Origin of the sequence: Polymorphospora sp. NPDC050346 (assembly GCF_040655695.1) — a bacterium.
Classification (GTDB): Bacteria; Actinomycetota; Actinomycetes; order Mycobacteriales; family Micromonosporaceae; genus Polymorphospora; species Polymorphospora lycopeni.
Map to the genome: position 1 here is coordinate 91,843 of NZ_JBFAKM010000023.1, position 14,441 is coordinate 106,283.

The following is a 14,441-nucleotide window of genomic DNA, read 5'->3' on the forward strand; positions in this document are numbered from 1 at the left end:
GGCGGGCCGGTCCGGGTGGTCGTCTTCACCGGGGCGGTGCGCGTGGATGCGACGCCCACCACCCACTGTCATCGACAGACAACGATATCTGGAGAGGTCGGCCGTGTCGTGCCACGGCTCGGGCCGCAGACCCTGACCACACGCCACCCGCCGCTTAGGGGTGAGCGCCTGCGGATCTCCGGGTGGATCTCCGGAGCCTTCCCGATCCGTCCGGACGCCACGCTCCGTAGCGTCCCCGGCGTGGGTGAGGGACGAGAGGGTGGCACCACGATGCGGGTAGGCGGCACCACGGAACGAACAGGCCGGTCCGGGCACTGGCGATGGTTGCTGACTCTGGCGTTGGTGGTGCCGGTGGTGGCGCTCGTCGCCCCAGCCGCGAGCGCGCGGGAGCGGGCCGAGGTCGAGAGTGTCCTCGACGGCTACGTACGCGACGTCCGGCCGCCCGGCGCGGCGCTGGTGGTCCTGGCCGGCGGGACGCCGCAGACGCTGGTGCGCGGCGAGGACGGCGCCGGGCGGCCCGTCGACGCCGACACGCTGTTCCGGATCGGCTCGATGAGCAAGGCGTTCACCGCCCTGGCGGTGCTCCAGCAGGTCGACGCGGGCCGGTTCGGGCTGACCGACCCCGTCGTCGACGTGCTGCCGGACTTCCGCATGGGCGACCCCGGGCACCGGTCGATCACGGTCCGCGACCTGCTGACCCACCGCTCGGGGATCTCCGCGGTGGCCCAGGAGTACGCCGCCCGGCCGGCCGGGTCACCGGCCGAGGTCGTCGAATCCGTCGCCGGACACCCGCTGGCCGCCGAACCCGGGACCCGTACGGAGTACAGCAACACCGGCTACGGGATCCTGGCGCGGATCGTCGAGGTCTCGTCCGGGACGGAGTTCAACGCCTACCTCGGTCAGCGGGTGTTCGCGCCGCTGGGCATGACCTCAACGACGTCGACCAACCTCTGCGACGCGCGCCCCGACGGGCTGACCAACGGCTTCTCCGCCGTGCTGGCCCTCCGGCTCGCGGTGCCCGAGATGCCGGGTACCTGCGCCGGCAGCGGCGGGATCGTCTCCACCGCGACGGACATGGGCCGGTGGCTCGCGTTCCAGCTCGGTGACGGCACCTCCGCCGCGACGGGTGAACGCCTGCTGTCGGAGCCGATGCTGCGGTCGATGCACGACGTCCCCGACGAGGCGGGCGAGTACGGCCTCGGCTGGCGCGACACGTCGGCGGAGTCCGACACCGAACCCTTCATCGGGCACGGCGGCACCCTCGCGACGTACGCCTCCAGCATCGAGTTCTCGCCGCGGACCGGCACGGGCGCGGTGGCGCTGACCAACGCCGCGGGGGCGCCGGCGCTGCTGACCCACAACGCGATCGCCGCCCTGGACGGCGGACCACGACAGGCGATCACCAATCCCTACGACGGGGTCAACATCTTCCTGGCGGCGCTGAGCGGTGTCGTGCTGGTCCTCGCGTGCGTCGGGCTGCTGCGGGCCCGCCGCTGGGCCGGGCGCCGCACGGACACGACCGGCCGTGGGATCGTCCTGCGCCTGGCGCCGCTGGTCCTGTCCGGGCTGCTCGGGACACTGCTGCCGGTGCTGGTCGGGGCGCTGATGGGACTGGTCGACATCGTGTCGTACCGGCTCGTGCTCTGGCTCTTCCCGATGGTCTACGTGCTCGGGATCGCGATCGTGCTGTCCTGTGTGACCGTACTCGTCGCGCGGTTGACCCGCCTGCATACGGCGCGGCGGGCCGGCGCGGCGGTCGCCGGACCGCACCCGGTGACACAGACGGTCTGACGGGGGCGACGTCAGCCGCCGGTGGCGTACCGGATCCCGCCGAGTAGGTGGGCCAGCACCGCCGGCTCCTCGTACGACCCGACGGTGTGCCCGAGCCCGGTGTAGAACGACCGGCCGCCGAGATTTTCATGGCACCAGGCGATCGGGTGGTCGGTGCCCATCCGGCCACCCTCGTACGACGTCTCGTCGACCCGCAGCAGCACCCGCACCGACGGGCGCGGGTTGGTGCGGAAGTCGTACCACTCGTCGGTGCGTTCCCAGACCGGCGGCAGGTGCGCGGTCGCCGGGTGGTCGGGGTCCTCGACGACGATCCGGCCGGGCTGCACCGCCGGGTGCCGGTCGAACCAGGCCCCCACCAGGGCGCCGTAGAACGGCCAGTCGTATTCGGTGGTGGCCGCGCCGTGGATGCCGACGTAGCCACCGCCGCCGCGGACGTAGCCTTCCAGCGCCGCCCGGGCGGCCGGGTCGTCGGAGATCGTCCCGCTGGTGCTCAGGAACGCCACCGCGGCGTGGCCGGCGAGCCCGGCCGGGGTCAGGACGGCCGGGTCCTCGGTCGCGACGACCTCGAACCCGTGCCGGCGGCCGAGTGTCGTCAGGGCCGCCACCCCGGCCGGGATCGAGTCGTGCCGGAACCCGCCCGTGCGGCTGTAGACCAGGATCCGCATCCGACGATCCTAGAGCGTCGGGCGTGCGACGCGGGCCCGCCGGCCCGGGCCGCGACGGCGAACGCGTTGACGGCGACGACGATCGCGATGCCGGCCCACTCGTGCGGGTCGAGCACCTGGTGGAGCAGGACCAGGCCGGCGAGCGCGGCCAGCACCGGATGGACGCTCATCACCACGCCGAAGAGGCGCGCGGGCACCCGGCGCAACACGATCAGGTCGGCCGCGTACGGCACGACCGAGCTGAGCAGGCCGGCGACCGCCGCGAACAGGATCCCGCCGCCGTGCAGCCGGCCCTGGACGAGCAGGACGACGGCGACCGGCAGGCAGGCGAGCGCGGACACGGCGGTGGCGGCGGCGGGCGCCTGCAGACCGGGCAGCCGGCTCCCGAGCAGGCGGTTGAGCAGGATGTACGCCGCCCAGCAGGCGCCCGCGAGCAGACCGAGGCCGACGCCGGGAAGGTCGCTGGCGGGTCCGGGCAGCACCAGGACGTACACCCCGACGGCGGCGCCGGCCGCGCAGGCCAGGTCGAGCCGGGTACGCGAGCCGGCCAGGGCGACCGCGAGCGGGCCGAGGAACTCCAGGGTGACGGCCAGGCCGAGCCCGATCCGGTCGACCGCGCTGTAGAGGCTCAGGTTCATCGTGGCGAACACCGCCCCGAGCAGCAGAGTCGGCCACCACTGCGGCCAGGTGAAGCGGCGCAGGTCCGGCCGGACGGCCGGCAGCAGGACCGCGGCCGCGACGAGCTGCCGGACGGCGACGACCCCGGCCGGCCCGACGGTGGCGAACGCCTGCGCGCCGACGGCGGCACCGACCTGGCTGCTGGTCGCGCTGGCGAGCATCGTCGCCAGCCCGCCGAGCGACGGGGTCCGGCCGGTGCCGGTGATCTCGGAGGTCATGCCCCGACTGTCCGCGCGGTCGGCGGGGACCGGAAATGCGTCCGCGTCACAGCTATACGCTGGGCGTATGGATGTCGAGCTGCGGCACCTGCGGGCACTCGTCGCGGTCGTCGACGCGGGCACGTTCACCGGGGCCGCCGCGGCCCTGGGCGTGTCGCAGGCCGCGGTCTCGCGTGGTGTCGCCGCCCTGGAGGTGGCGCTCGGCGCCCGGCTGCTCCAGCGCACCACCCGCCACGTCGCGCTGACCGCGACCGGGGCGCAGGTCCTGGCCCGGGCCCGCAGCGTGCTCGACGAGGTCGCCGCCCTGCACCGGGTCGTCGAACAGTCCCGCACCGAACTGCGGATCGGCTACGCGTGGGCGGCACTGGGCCGGCACACCCGACGGCTGCAGAGGGCGTGGGCTGCGGCGCACCCCCGGCTGCCGCTGGTGTTCGTGCAGTCGCCCACCGCCAGCGCCGGGCTCGCCGAGGGCGCCGCGGACGTGGCGGTGGTCCGCCGGCCCCTGCACGACCCGCGCTTCGACACCGCGCAGGTGGGCGTCGAGGCCCGCTACGCCGCCGTGGCCACCGACAACCGGCTGGCCCGGCGCCGGGCCGTACGGATCGCGGACCTGGCCCGGTACCCGGTGGCGATCGACGACCGTACCGGGACGACCACGCCGGACATGTGGCCGGCCGACGCCGCCCCGACCACCATCCGCATCACGCACAGCGTGGACGAGTGGCTCACGCTGATCGCCGCCGGGCAGGCCGTCGGGATCACCTCGGAGGCCACCGCGAACCAGAATCCCCGGCCGGGGGTGGCGTACCGGCCGCTGCGCGACGCGCGGCCGCTGCCGGTCTGGCTCGCGTGGTGGCGCGACGACCCGCCCGCGTACCTCGGCGACCTGCTCGACCTCGTCCGCGGGACGTACCGGCCGCCGGCCGGCTGACCCGTCTGTCACACCCGCGGCCCCGCCGTCGACAGCCGTTGTGGAGGGCGGCCCGCCCTCCCGTCGCCCGGGTGGGCGACGCGGCAACGGTGAAGGACGACGATGGCACGCTTGAACATCAGGCAGCACGCGCCGCAGGGCTTCCAGGCCGTGGCGGACCTGGACCGGTACGCCCGGGAGAACCTCGACGACATCCTGTTCGACCTCGTGAAGCTGCGCGCCTCGCAGCTCAACGGCTGCGCGTACTGCGTCGACATGCACGCCACCGACCTGGAGAAGCTGGGCCAGCCGACCCGGCGGATCTACGCGGTCAGCGCCTGGCGGGACACCGGCTTCTTCACCGAGCGGGAGCGGGCGGCGCTGGCCCTGACCGAGGCGATCACCATGATCGCCACCGGCGTCGACGACGCCGTCTGGGCCGAGGCGGCCCGCCTGTTCCCGGCGCGGGAACTGTCCGATCTGGTGCTCGCGATCGGGACGATCAACGTGTGGAACCGCATCTGCGTCAGCACGCTCACCGCCCCGCCGCCCCTGGTCGGCTAGACGGCCGCCGGATCGGGCGCAACCGGGCCCGGGACGGCGCCGTGCTTGTCCGGGTTGGAGACGTCGAAGATCCGGTGGATCCGGCCGTCACGCACCTGTATCGAGATGACGTGGACGACGCCGGCCAGGGTGACGATCGCGCCCGGCGTGCCGTTGACGGTGACCAGCCGCACGGCACGCCGGGTGGACATCCCGCTGATCCCGACGACGAACCGGGCCACCTTCGCCGGACCGAACAGCGGGTTGCGGGCCGCGCGCCGCCGGCCGCCCCCGTCGTTGTACGCGACGACGTCGTCGTGCAGCAGCGCGACGAGCGCGTCGAGATCACCGTCGCGGGCCGCCGACAGGAACGCCACCAGCAGCGACCGCGTGCCGGCCTCGTCGCCGGCCCGGTCGGCGGCGCCGTTCCCGGTCGGTGCCCCGTGCCGGTCGAGTGTTCGCATGGCCCTGGCATGGTGTTGCCGGGCGGCCGCCGGGGTGATGTCGAGGACCCCGGCGATCTCGTCGTGGCGGTAGCCCAGCGACCGCAGGACCACGACCGCCCGCTGCGGCGGGGTCAGCGTCTCGGCGATCATCAGGAACGCCGTCGACAGGGTCTCCCCCACCTCGACCAGGTCGGCGGCCGCCGGCTGCCGGTCGACGACGACCGGCTCGGGTAGCCACGGGCCGACGTAGCTCGACTCGCGTTGGCGTCTGCGCAGCGCGTCGATCGCGCGGCGCACCGTCGTCGTCGTCAGCCACCCGCCCGGGTTCGCCACGTCGTCCGCGCCGGCCCACCACTCGATCGCGACGTCCTGCACCACGTCCTCGGCGTCGGTCCACGAGCCGAGCATGCGGTAGGCCAGTGCCGTCAACCGACCGCGCTGTCCCTCGAAAAGCGCCTCCCGGCTCACGGAGCGGGACGCCTGGGGACGTGGACCATGTTCCGGACTCTACCGACGGCCGGCGCACCCCGATCGGCCGACGTCGGGTCACTCCCGGGCGAACGGCTCGTCGCTCCACCGGAACCAGCACTCGCCGGCGCCCATGTGCAGCAGGAACTCGGCGACCGGACCGGTCGGCGCCACCAGCGTCATCAGCGTCGTGATGCGGTCGTACGCCGTCTCCCACGCCTCGACGGCGGCCGCGCTGTCGTCGTCCTCGAGCACGGTCGACAGCGCGACCTCCTCGGCGAACAGGGGTGCGACCTCGGCGAACCCGGGCCGGGCCGCGAAACTGCCGCCCAGCCAGGGGAAGTCGGCGTCGGTGACTGTGATCTCACCCAGCACCTCGTCGCCCCGACGTAGCTGCCACACCTCGCCGATCCTGCCCACCGGCCCGCCTCCGTACCGCCCGTCACGTTCAACAGAGTCGCCACTATGGCACCCGTCGCCGCCGCGGTGTACCGGGGGTCGGTCGATGTCGGTGGGGTCGCCGTCAACCTGGGACTATCTCCCGGCGGTAGGCCCGCACCCGTGCGCCGTCGATCAGGATCACCTCGATCCGGCCGTCGGGGTCGAGCGCCCGGCCGACGGAGTGGACCCGTTTGCCGGCGTGGTCGGCACCACCGTCGCGGTGCTCGGGACGGAAGATCCAACCGAGGTGCACAGGTTCAGCGGAGCGCACAGCCATCCCCCCGAATAGCACAGACGTACGAGCGCACAGTCTAGTCATCCGGCACCGGCCGGCGCCCGTACGACACGCGAATCCGCGCCGTCACCTCACCCCACACGGCAGGAGATCCGAGTACGCCGATGCCGTAGGGTCTGAGCTGGGCAAATGGGTGACGGACGCGGGAGGAACCGGGTGACCGCACGAGACAGGCTGGACGCGCGGGACAGGCTGGAAACGATCTTCGCCGACGTGGTGCGCCGCAATCCCGGCGAGGCCGAGTTCCACCAGGCGGTGCGCGAGGTGCTGGACAGTGTCGTACCCGCCCTGACCCGGCATCCCGAGTACGCCGACGCGAAGATCATCGAGCGGATCTGCGAACCGGAACGGCAGATCATCTTCCGGGTGCCGTGGGAGGACGACCGCGGCGAGGTGCACATCAACCGCGGGTTCCGGGTGGAGTTCAACAGCGCGCTCGGCCCCTACAAGGGCGGGCTGCGGTTCCACCCGTCGGTCTACCTGGGCATCGTGAAGTTCCTCGGCTTCGAGCAGTTGTTCAAGAACGCGCTGACCGGGATGCCGATCGGCGGCGGCAAGGGCGGCTCGGACTTCGACCCGAAGGGCCGCTCGGACCGTGAGGTGATGCGGTTCTGCCAGTCGTTCATGACCGAGCTGTACCGGCACATCGGCGAGTACACCGACGTGCCCGCCGGTGACATCGGCGTCGGCGGGCGGGAGATCGGATACCTGTTCGGCCAGTACAAGCGCATCACGAACCGATACGAGTCCGGGGTGCTGACCGGCAAGGGGCTGAGCTACGGCGGTGCCCAGGTGCGCCGGGAGGCGACCGGGTACGGCACCGTGTTCTTCGCCGAGGAGATGCTGCGCGTCACCGGCGACAGCTTCGAGGGCAAGCGGGTCGTGGTCTCCGGGTCGGGCAACGTGGCGATCTACGCGATCGAGAAGGTGCGGCAGCTCGGCGGCACCGTCGTGGCGTGTTCGGACTCCTCCGGCTACGTACACGACGACAAGGGCATCGACCTCGACCTGCTCAAGGACCTCAAGGAGGTCCGGCGGGCCCGGATCGACGAGTACGTGACGCACCGCCGGCACGCCTCGTTCGTCGCCGGCCGCTCGGTGTGGGAGGTGCCGTGCGAGGTCGCGCTCCCGAGCGCGACGCAGAACGAGATCGGCGCGGCCGAGGCGGCGGCCCTCATCGACGGCGGCTGCAGCATCGTCGTCGAGGGCGCGAACATGCCGACCCGCCCGGACGCGGTCCGCGCGTTCGCCGAGGCCGGCGTCCGGTTCGGGCCGGGCAAGGCCGCCAACGCCGGCGGGGTGGCCGCCAGCGCGCTGGAGATGCAGCAGAACGCGAGCCGCGACTCGTGGACGTTCGCCCACTCCGAGCAGCGGCTGCGGGAGATCATGTCCGACATCCACGCCCGCTGCCACGCCACCGCCGACGAGTACGGCATGCCGGGGAACTACGTCGCCGGGGCGAACATCGACGGCTTCCGGCGGGTGGCCGAGGCGATGCTCGCGCACGGCCTCATCTAGGGCGTGCGTCGGAGCGGGGATCTGGTCGGCCAGGCCCCGGGCCGACAGCCCCAGCCCGCTGACGAGCTGAGCGTGGGAGGGGTTATTCCGGCCGGATAACCCCTCCCAGCCTCAGCTCGTCCCACGGAATCCCCGTCCACCACCCCACTCCCAGAGCGATATGCGCCGAACGTCCGTCATGGGCGGGGCAGGTCACGGAGTCACGCGGTTGATCTGGGCGGGAGGGACCTTATCGAGCGTGGATAAGGTCCCTCCCGCCCAGATCAACAACGCCCCATGGGCACCAGGCGACCCCGGCCGCCAGGCGACGCCGGCCGCCACCATTCTCGGGATCCGGGAAGCGTCCGGCCGCCGTCGGCCGTGGCAACCACCGACCGAAACGCCCCGGCAAAGCAAGCGACGGACCGCAGTAGACCGTGACCAGGGGCGCGAGTCGACCGAGCGCCGCCGCACCGTCTGGAGCCCGAGGACATGCGGCGAAGCCGTCATGCCCACAGGGCGCCTCCCGCTTCGGAATCCGCTCCCCCCTTGTGCCTGCCGCCGGGGCCGTCGCCGGGGAGCGAACGTCGGCTCCCCGGCGACGGACGACGGGCGGCGGCGTCAGCGGAAGGCGGCGTGGCCGGTCAGGGTCTGCCCGATGACGAGCTGGTGCACCTCGGAGGTGCCCTCGTACGTCAGCACCGACTCCAGGTTGGCGGCGTGCCGCATCACCGGGTAGTCGAGCGTGATGCCCGCCGCGCCGAGGATCGTGCGGCAGGTGTTGGCGATCGCGAGGGCTTCCCGGACGCTGTTGAGCTTGCCGAGGCTGATCTGCCGGTGGTCCAGCGCCCCGGTGTCCTTCAGCCGGCCGAGGTGGAGGGCGAGCAGGAGGCCCTTGCCCAGTTCGACGGTCATGTCGGCCAGCTTGACCTGGGTGATCTGGTGCGCCGCCAGCGGCTTGTCGAAGATCTGCCGGCTCTGGGCGTAGGCGATGGTCGTCTCGAGGCAGTCCCGGGCCGCGCCGAGCGCGCCGAACACGATGCCCATCCGCGCCTCGTTGAGGCAGGACAGCGGTCCGCCCATGCCGGTCCCGCCGGGGAGCACCGCGTCGGCCGGCAGCCGTACGTCGTCGAGCACGAGTTCGGAGGTGACCGAGGCGCGCAGGGACAGCTTGCGCTTGATCTCCGGGGCCGAGAAGCCCGGGGTGTCGGTGGGTACGACGAAGCCACGGATTCCGTCGTCGGTCTGTGCCCAGACCACGGCGACGTCGGCGACGGAGCCGTTGGTGATCCACATCTTGGTGCCGCTGAGGATCCAGTCGTCGCCGTCGCGGCGGGCCCGGGTGCGCATCCCGGCTGGGTCGGAGCCGAAGTCGGGTTCGGTGAGCCCGAAGCAGCCGATCGCCCGGCCGGCGGCCATCGCGGGCAGCCACTCCTGCTTGTGCTCGGCGGAGCCGAACCGCCAGATCGCGTACATCGCGAGCGAGCCCTGCACCGACACCAGGGAGCGCAGGCCGGAGTCGCCGGCCTCCAGTTCCAGGCAGGCCAGGCCGTACGCGGTGGCGCTGGTGCCGGCGCAGCCGTACCCGGTCAGGTGCATGCCGAGCACGCCGAGTTCGCCGAGTTCGCGGGCGAGATCGCGGGCCGGCAGGCGACCGTCCTCGAACCAGGTGGCGACGTGCGGGCGGACGCGCTCGTCGACGAAGTGCCGCACGGCGGCCTGCAGGTCGCGGGTCTCGTCGTCGACCAGGGCGTCGACGCCCAGGTAGTCCAGCGGGGCGGCGGGGGTCACCAGGGGCACGGCCGGTCCTTCCGAAAGGGTGTCGCGGGATCGTCACGGGTGGCGCGGAGATGTCGCGCCGGGCTTCACGGGCCGCTCGGGGCGGGGTCCTCCGGGAAGTGGCAGGCGACCTGGTGGCCGGTGCCCGTGCCGGCGCCGGCCAGGACCGGCGGGGTCACCTCGCACACGTCCTGGGCCTTCCAGCAGCGGGTCCGGAAGCGGCAGCCGGTGGGCGGGTTGAGCGGGCTCGGTACGTCGCCGGTGAGGATGCGCTGCTCGCGCTCGCGCTCGACGTCGGGGTCGGGGATCGGTACGGCCGACAGCAGCGCCTGGGTGTACGGGTGCTGGGGCCGGGTGTAGAGGCTCTCGCAGTCGGCGACCTCGACGACGGTGCCGAGGTACATCACCGCGATCCGGTCGCAGAGGTGCCGGACGACCGCCAGGTCGTGCGCGATGAACATCATGGTCAGGCCGAGGTCCTCCTGGAGGGATTCCAGGAGGTTGACGATCTGGGCCTGGATGGAGACGTCCAGGGCCGACACCGGTTCGTCGGCGACGATGAACTCGGGGCTGCTCACCAGGGCTCGGGCGATGCCGACCCGCTGCCGCTGCCCGCCGGAGAGTTCGTGCGGGTAGCGGCCGTGCCACTGGCGGCTGATGCCGACCATGTCCATGATTTCCAGGGCTCTGGCGCGGCGTTCGGTGGCGGAGCCGCCGGAGTGGACGAGCAGGGGTTCCTCGATGAGTTCGCCGATGGACATCCGTGGGTTCAGCGACGCGTACGGGTCCTGGAAGATCATCTGCATCCGGCGGCGCATGGCACGCAGCCGGCCGCCGCGCTGGGTGGTGAGTTCGACGCCGTCGAACGTCACGGTTCCCGCGCTGGGTCTGATCAGTTGCAGGATGGCGCGGCCGGTCGTGGACTTGCCGCAGCCGGACTCGCCGACGACGCCGAGGATCTCGCCGCGCCGGATGTCGAGGTCCACTCCGGACACCGCACGTAGGCGGGCCGGCCGCAGCGCGCCGCGTACCGGGACCTTGAAGTCCACGGTGAGGTCGCGGGCGCGGACCAGCACGGTGGGGTCGTGTGCTGTCTTGACCAGTGTGTCGCCGGCGGCGGCCGGTGCCTTGGACATCATTTCTCCTCGACGAGTTGGCTGGCGTACCGGTCTTTCGTGGACAGCCAGCCGCCGTGGGAGGCGTCCTGCATGCCCCAGCATCTGGTCTGTTGGTCGCGGTCGGACGCCTCGCGGGGGGCGGTGAGGCCGGGGGGCGAGTCGAGGCAGACGTCCCGCCGGTGCACGCAGCGGGGCGCGAACCGGCAACCGGACGGCATCGCGGACAGTTCCGGGGGCTGGCCGCCGATCGGGCGCAGCCGGCCGCCGCGGGCCTGGTCGAGGCGCGGGACGGAGCCGAGCAGGCCCCACGTGTACGGCATCTGGGGGCGGCGGAAGAGGTCGCCCGTCTCGGCGCTCTCGACGATCTGGCCGGCGTACATGACGTTGACCCGCTCGGCCATGCCGGCGACGACGCCGAGGTCGTGGGTGATGAACAGGACGGCGGTGCGGGTCTCGGCGGCGAGGTCGCGCAGCAGGGCGAGGATCTGGGCCTGGATGGTGACGTCGAGCGCGGTCGTGATCTCGTCGGCCAGGATCAGGCGCGGGTTGCAGGACAGCGCCATCGCGATCATCACCCGCTGGCGCATGCCGCCGGAGAGCTGGTGGGGGTAGGAAGCCAGGCGGGTCGCGGCGGCGGGGATGCGGACCATGTCGAGCAGTTCGACGGCCCGCGCACGGGCGGCCGAGCCCCGTAGCCGCAGGTGCAGCTTCAGCGCCTCGGTGAGCTGCCGGCCCACCGTCAGCACCGGGTTCAGCGAGGTCATCGGATCCTGGAAGATCATCGCGATGCCGCTGCCGCGGACCGCCCGCAGTTCGCGCGGGCTCATCCGGAGCAGGTCGCGTCCTTCGAAGAGGACCTGGCCGCCGGCGACCCGGCCGACCGGCGGGACGATCAGCCCCATGATCGATTGGGCGGTGGCGGACTTGCCGCAGCCGGACTCGCCGACCAGTGCCACCATCTCGCCGGCGTCCACAGTGAACGACACACCGTCGACGGCGGTGACCGCCCGGCGTCCGGCACCGAATTCCGTACGCAGATCCCGCACTTCAAGCAAGGCCATCGGAAACCTCTGTTTTCTGTTCGCCGAGTGCCGTTATTCGTCAGCCGGGAGTCTTGCACATCCGATCATCGTCGTCTAGATTCACCGAATCGTCGAAGTACGGCGATATTTGAGACGGGGTGGCATGGCGTCGAAGAGCTCGATCGAGAAGGACCGCAGCATCATCCGGGAGCTGGTTCTGGACGCCCGCCAGACAAACGTGGCGCTCGCGGCCAAGGTGGGGCTGTCCGAGGGCTCGGTGCGGCGGCGGGTCGACCGGTTGGTGACCGAGGGCCAGCTTCACTTCGCCGCCATCCCGAGCGCCCCCCTCATGGGACGCCCGGTGCACACCGTGTTCCAGATCCAGAGCGCGCCGGGCACCACCGACGACCTGATCGAGACCCTGACGGCGATGTCCGAGATGGCCTACGTCTACCACGTGACCGGCCAGTTCGACATCATCGCCGTCGGCTACTTCGCCTCCAGCGAAGACATGCGCCGGTTCTCCACCGAACGGCTCGGCCACCTGCGCGGCGTGATGGAGATCCGGTCCGTCATGGTCCTGCGGGTCGCCAAGCGGGCCCACGAGTGGGCCCGCGACATCGCCAGCGACGACGACGCCGCGGACGAGCCGGTGACAAGCACGACCTAAGTCCCCCACGCACCGCGGGTCACACTCACCCCGCAGTCTGGAGTTGACCCTTTGGCCCGCATCATCCTGACCCGCCTGCTCGCGGTCGTGCCGGTACTACTCGGCATCTCGGTCATCTCGTTCTTCGTGATCAGGATGATCCCCGGCAACGTCATCAGCTCGATCATGGGTCAGGACTTCAGCGATCCCAAGCTCGAGGCCGAGATGCGGGCGTACTTCGGCCTCGACATGCCGATCCACGAGCAGTTCCTCAGCTGGTTCGGCCGGCTGTTGCAGGGTGACCTCGGCACGTCCATGCGCAGCGGGCAGCCGGTCCTGGACGAGATCCTGGAGCGGCTGCCCGCCACCATGCTGCTGGCCGTCTCCGCCCTCGTGGTCTCGGTGCTCATCTCCATCCCGTTCGGGGTGCTGAGCGCCACCCGGCGCAACGGTCTGCTGGACGCCGGCTCCCGGCTGGCCTCGCTGATCGGCCTGTCGGTGCCCAACTTCTGGCTCGGCATCCTGCTGGTGTATCTCTTCTCGGTCACCCTGGGCTGGCTGCCGTCGCAGGGCGCCGGCAACGGCGAGGGCGGCCTGGCCCAACTGAAATACCTCATCCTTCCGGCGGTCACCCTCGGCGCCAGCCTGGCCGCGATCAGCATGCGGATGACCCGGTCCAGCATGCTGGAGGTCCTCAACCAGGACTACGTCCGCACCGCCCGGGCCAAGGGCCTCGGCGAACGGGTCGTCGTCGCGCGGCACGCCCTGCGCAACTCCCTCATCCCGGTGGTCACGGTGCTGGGCATCCAGGCCGGCGCCCTGCTCGGCGGCACCGTCGTGGTCGAGCAGGTCTTCTCCTGGCCGGGCCTGGGCACGATGGTCATCCGCGGCATCACCCAGCGGGACTACCCGGTGGTCCAGGGCACGCTGCTCTTCCTGGCCTTCTTCTACGTCGTGGTCAACCTCCTCGTCGACATCATCTACGTCTACCTGGATCCGAGGCTCCGCAGTGGTCACTGAACCCGCTACCGCGCAACCCCTGCCACCGGTCCGGCGCCGGCCCGCGATACGCCTCCTGCGGGCACTCGTACGCGACCGGATCGGCGCGATCGGCCTGGTCCTCGTCGTCACCATGACACTCGCCGCCGTCCTGGCCCCGCTGATCGCCCCCTACGACCCCACCGCGATGTCCAACCAGCGCCTCGCGCCACCCGGCGGAACCTTCCTCCTCGGCGCCGACGAGGCCGGCCGCGACCTGCTCAGCCGGGCCCTCTACGGCGCCCGGACGTCGCTGAGCGTCAGCCTGATCGTGGTGACCGGCGCCGGGATCATCGGCGTCGTCCTCGGCCTGCTCGCCGGGTTCTTCCGGGGCTGGCTGGACGGGGTGATCACCCCCGCGATGGACGTGCTCTTCTCGTTCCCCACCCTGCTGCTGGCACTGGCCGTCGTCGCCGCCCGCGGGCCGGGCACCGAGAACCTCATCCTGGCCCTGATCATCGTGTTCATCCCGAGCTTCGCCCGGATCGTGCGGGGCACCGCGATGACGATCGTCAAGGAGCCGTACGTCGAGTCCGGGCGCGCGGTCGGGCTGAGCAACACCCGCCTCATCTTCAAGTACGTCCTGCCGAACGCGGTGGCACCGATCGCCGTGCAGTTCACCACGAGCCTCGCGTACGCGATCCTGATCGAGGCGTCGCTGGGCTATCTCGGGCTCGGTGTCCAGCCGCCGCAGCCGTCGTGGGGTTCGATGCTGTCGTCCGGCAAGGCGTTCATGGAGATGTCCATGTGGCCCTCGCTGGTGCCCGGCATCTGCATCATGCTCACCGTGCTGGGCTTCAACCTGCTCGGCGACACGATCCGCGACGCGCTGGACCCGCGCCTGCGCGGCCGGGCCGGACGCTGACCGGCAGGGGCGGGACGC

The 14,441-nt window shown here is 71.9% G+C and carries 15 protein-coding genes; 7 read left to right on the forward strand and 8 right to left on the reverse strand.

What is annotated here, in order from left to right; genetic code table 11:
- Window positions 1-240 precede the first annotated feature (240 nt).
- Window positions 241-1,791, forward strand: a complete 1,551-nt coding sequence (locus tag AB0I42_RS23030) for a serine hydrolase domain-containing protein (protein WP_357539835.1) — start codon at window positions 241-243, stop codon at window positions 1,789-1,791.
- Between the two features lie 11 nt (window positions 1,792-1,802).
- On the opposite strand, the gene AB0I42_RS23035 is transcribed toward AB0I42_RS23030, so the two are convergent.
- Window positions 1,803-2,456 (reverse strand): ThuA domain-containing protein, encoded by a 654-nt coding sequence (locus AB0I42_RS23035; RefSeq protein ID WP_357539837.1) that lies wholly within the window; start codon window positions 2,454-2,456, stop codon window positions 1,803-1,805.
- Window positions 2,384-3,352 carry an EamA family transporter gene (locus AB0I42_RS23040; protein WP_357539839.1) on the reverse strand — a complete coding sequence of 323 codons (969 nt, stop codon included), beginning with the start codon at window positions 3,350-3,352 and terminating at the stop codon, window positions 2,384-2,386. Before AB0I42_RS23040 ends, AB0I42_RS23035 begins: the two co-directional genes overlap by 73 nt.
- A gap of 67 nt (window positions 3,353-3,419) precedes the next feature.
- On the opposite strand from AB0I42_RS23040, the gene AB0I42_RS23045 reads away from it, so the two are divergent.
- Both AB0I42_RS23045 and AB0I42_RS23050 read left to right on the forward strand, forming a co-directional pair.
- The gene (locus AB0I42_RS23045) at window positions 3,420-4,283 is read left to right on the forward strand and encodes a LysR family transcriptional regulator (protein ID WP_357539841.1); all 864 of its coding nucleotides are present in this window, start codon (window positions 3,420-3,422) and stop codon (window positions 4,281-4,283) included.
- A gap of 102 nt (window positions 4,284-4,385) precedes the next feature.
- A complete protein-coding gene (locus AB0I42_RS23050) occupies window positions 4,386-4,826 on the forward strand; it encodes a carboxymuconolactone decarboxylase family protein (RefSeq protein WP_357539843.1) in 441 nt (146 codons plus the stop codon).
- Here AB0I42_RS23050 and AB0I42_RS23055 read toward each other — a convergent pair.
- The 3 genes from AB0I42_RS23055 to AB0I42_RS23065 form a co-directional block, all read right to left on the reverse strand.
- A complete protein-coding gene (locus tag AB0I42_RS23055) occupies window positions 4,823-5,719 on the reverse strand; it encodes a sigma-70 family RNA polymerase sigma factor (protein ID WP_357539845.1) in 897 nt (298 codons plus the stop codon). The two genes, AB0I42_RS23050 and AB0I42_RS23055, sit on opposite strands and share 4 nt — an antisense overlap.
- A gap of 78 nt (window positions 5,720-5,797) precedes the next feature.
- Window positions 5,798-6,139 (reverse strand): hypothetical protein, encoded by a 342-nt coding sequence (locus tag AB0I42_RS23060; protein WP_357539847.1) that lies wholly within the window; start codon window positions 6,137-6,139, stop codon window positions 5,798-5,800.
- A gap of 103 nt (window positions 6,140-6,242) precedes the next feature.
- The gene (locus AB0I42_RS23065; protein WP_357539849.1) at window positions 6,243-6,437 is read right to left on the reverse strand and encodes a hypothetical protein; all 195 of its coding nucleotides are present in this window, start codon (window positions 6,435-6,437) and stop codon (window positions 6,243-6,245) included.
- Window positions 6,438-6,611: 174 nt separating this feature from the next.
- Between AB0I42_RS23065 and gdhA the strand changes: the two genes are divergently transcribed.
- Entirely contained in the window at window positions 6,612-7,973 is a 1,362-nt protein-coding gene (gene gdhA / locus AB0I42_RS23070; protein WP_357539851.1) for an NADP-specific glutamate dehydrogenase, read from the forward strand.
- Between the two features lie 600 nt (window positions 7,974-8,573).
- On the opposite strand, the gene AB0I42_RS23075 is transcribed toward gdhA, so the two are convergent.
- The 3 genes from AB0I42_RS23075 to AB0I42_RS23085 all read right to left on the reverse strand — a co-directional run bounded on the left by AB0I42_RS23075 (window position 8,574) and on the right by AB0I42_RS23085 (window position 11,910).
- On the reverse strand, window positions 8,574-9,752 hold the full coding sequence (locus AB0I42_RS23075) for an acyl-CoA dehydrogenase family protein (RefSeq protein WP_357539853.1): 1,179 nt from the start codon (window positions 9,750-9,752) through the stop codon (window positions 8,574-8,576).
- Between the two features lie 65 nt (window positions 9,753-9,817).
- The gene (locus AB0I42_RS23080) at window positions 9,818-10,867 is read right to left on the reverse strand and encodes an oligopeptide/dipeptide ABC transporter ATP-binding protein (RefSeq protein ID WP_357539856.1); all 1,050 of its coding nucleotides are present in this window, start codon (window positions 10,865-10,867) and stop codon (window positions 9,818-9,820) included.
- Window positions 10,867-11,910 (reverse strand): ABC transporter ATP-binding protein, encoded by a 1,044-nt coding sequence (locus tag AB0I42_RS23085; protein ID WP_357539858.1) that lies wholly within the window; start codon window positions 11,908-11,910, stop codon window positions 10,867-10,869. The genes AB0I42_RS23080 and AB0I42_RS23085 overlap by 1 nt, the downstream gene beginning before the upstream one ends.
- A gap of 124 nt (window positions 11,911-12,034) precedes the next feature.
- Between AB0I42_RS23085 and AB0I42_RS23090 the strand changes: the two genes are divergently transcribed.
- Genes AB0I42_RS23090 through AB0I42_RS23100 form a run of 3 tightly spaced genes read left to right on the forward strand, consistent with a single transcriptional unit; the run spans window position 12,035 to window position 14,423 of the window.
- Window positions 12,035-12,541, forward strand: a complete 507-nt coding sequence (locus AB0I42_RS23090) for an Lrp/AsnC family transcriptional regulator (protein ID WP_357539860.1) — start codon at window positions 12,035-12,037, stop codon at window positions 12,539-12,541.
- Window positions 12,542-12,592: 51 nt separating this feature from the next.
- Entirely contained in the window at window positions 12,593-13,540 is a 948-nt protein-coding gene (gene nikB, locus AB0I42_RS23095; RefSeq protein ID WP_357539862.1) for a nickel ABC transporter permease, read from the forward strand.
- Window positions 13,530-14,423: an ABC transporter permease gene (locus tag AB0I42_RS23100; RefSeq protein WP_357539864.1), complete on the forward strand. Its 894-nt coding sequence runs from the start codon at window positions 13,530-13,532 to the stop codon at window positions 14,421-14,423. Before nikB ends, AB0I42_RS23100 begins: the two co-directional genes overlap by 11 nt.
- Window positions 14,424-14,441 lie beyond the last annotated feature (18 nt).

Coding starts and splice junctions, on each gene's coding strand:
- AB0I42_RS23065 (WP_357539849.1), bottom strand. CDS start 6,437: ATGGCTGTGCGCTCCGCTGAACCTGTGCACCTCGGTTGGATCTTCCGT.
- AB0I42_RS23045 (WP_357539841.1), top strand. CDS start 3,420: ATGGATGTCGAGCTGCGGCACCTGCGGGCACTCGTCGCGGTCGTCGAC.
- AB0I42_RS23035 (WP_357539837.1), bottom strand. CDS start 2,456: ATGCGGATCCTGGTCTACAGCCGCACGGGCGGGTTCCGGCACGACTCG.
- AB0I42_RS23050 (WP_357539843.1), top strand. CDS start 4,386: ATGGCACGCTTGAACATCAGGCAGCACGCGCCGCAGGGCTTCCAGGCC.
- AB0I42_RS23090 (WP_357539860.1), top strand. CDS start 12,035: ATGGCGTCGAAGAGCTCGATCGAGAAGGACCGCAGCATCATCCGGGAG.
- AB0I42_RS23040 (WP_357539839.1), bottom strand. CDS start 3,352: ATGACCTCCGAGATCACCGGCACCGGCCGGACCCCGTCGCTCGGCGGG.
- AB0I42_RS23080 (WP_357539856.1), bottom strand. CDS start 10,867: ATGTCCAAGGCACCGGCCGCCGCCGGCGACACACTGGTCAAGACAGCA.
- AB0I42_RS23085 (WP_357539858.1), bottom strand. CDS start 11,910: ATGGCCTTGCTTGAAGTGCGGGATCTGCGTACGGAATTCGGTGCCGGA.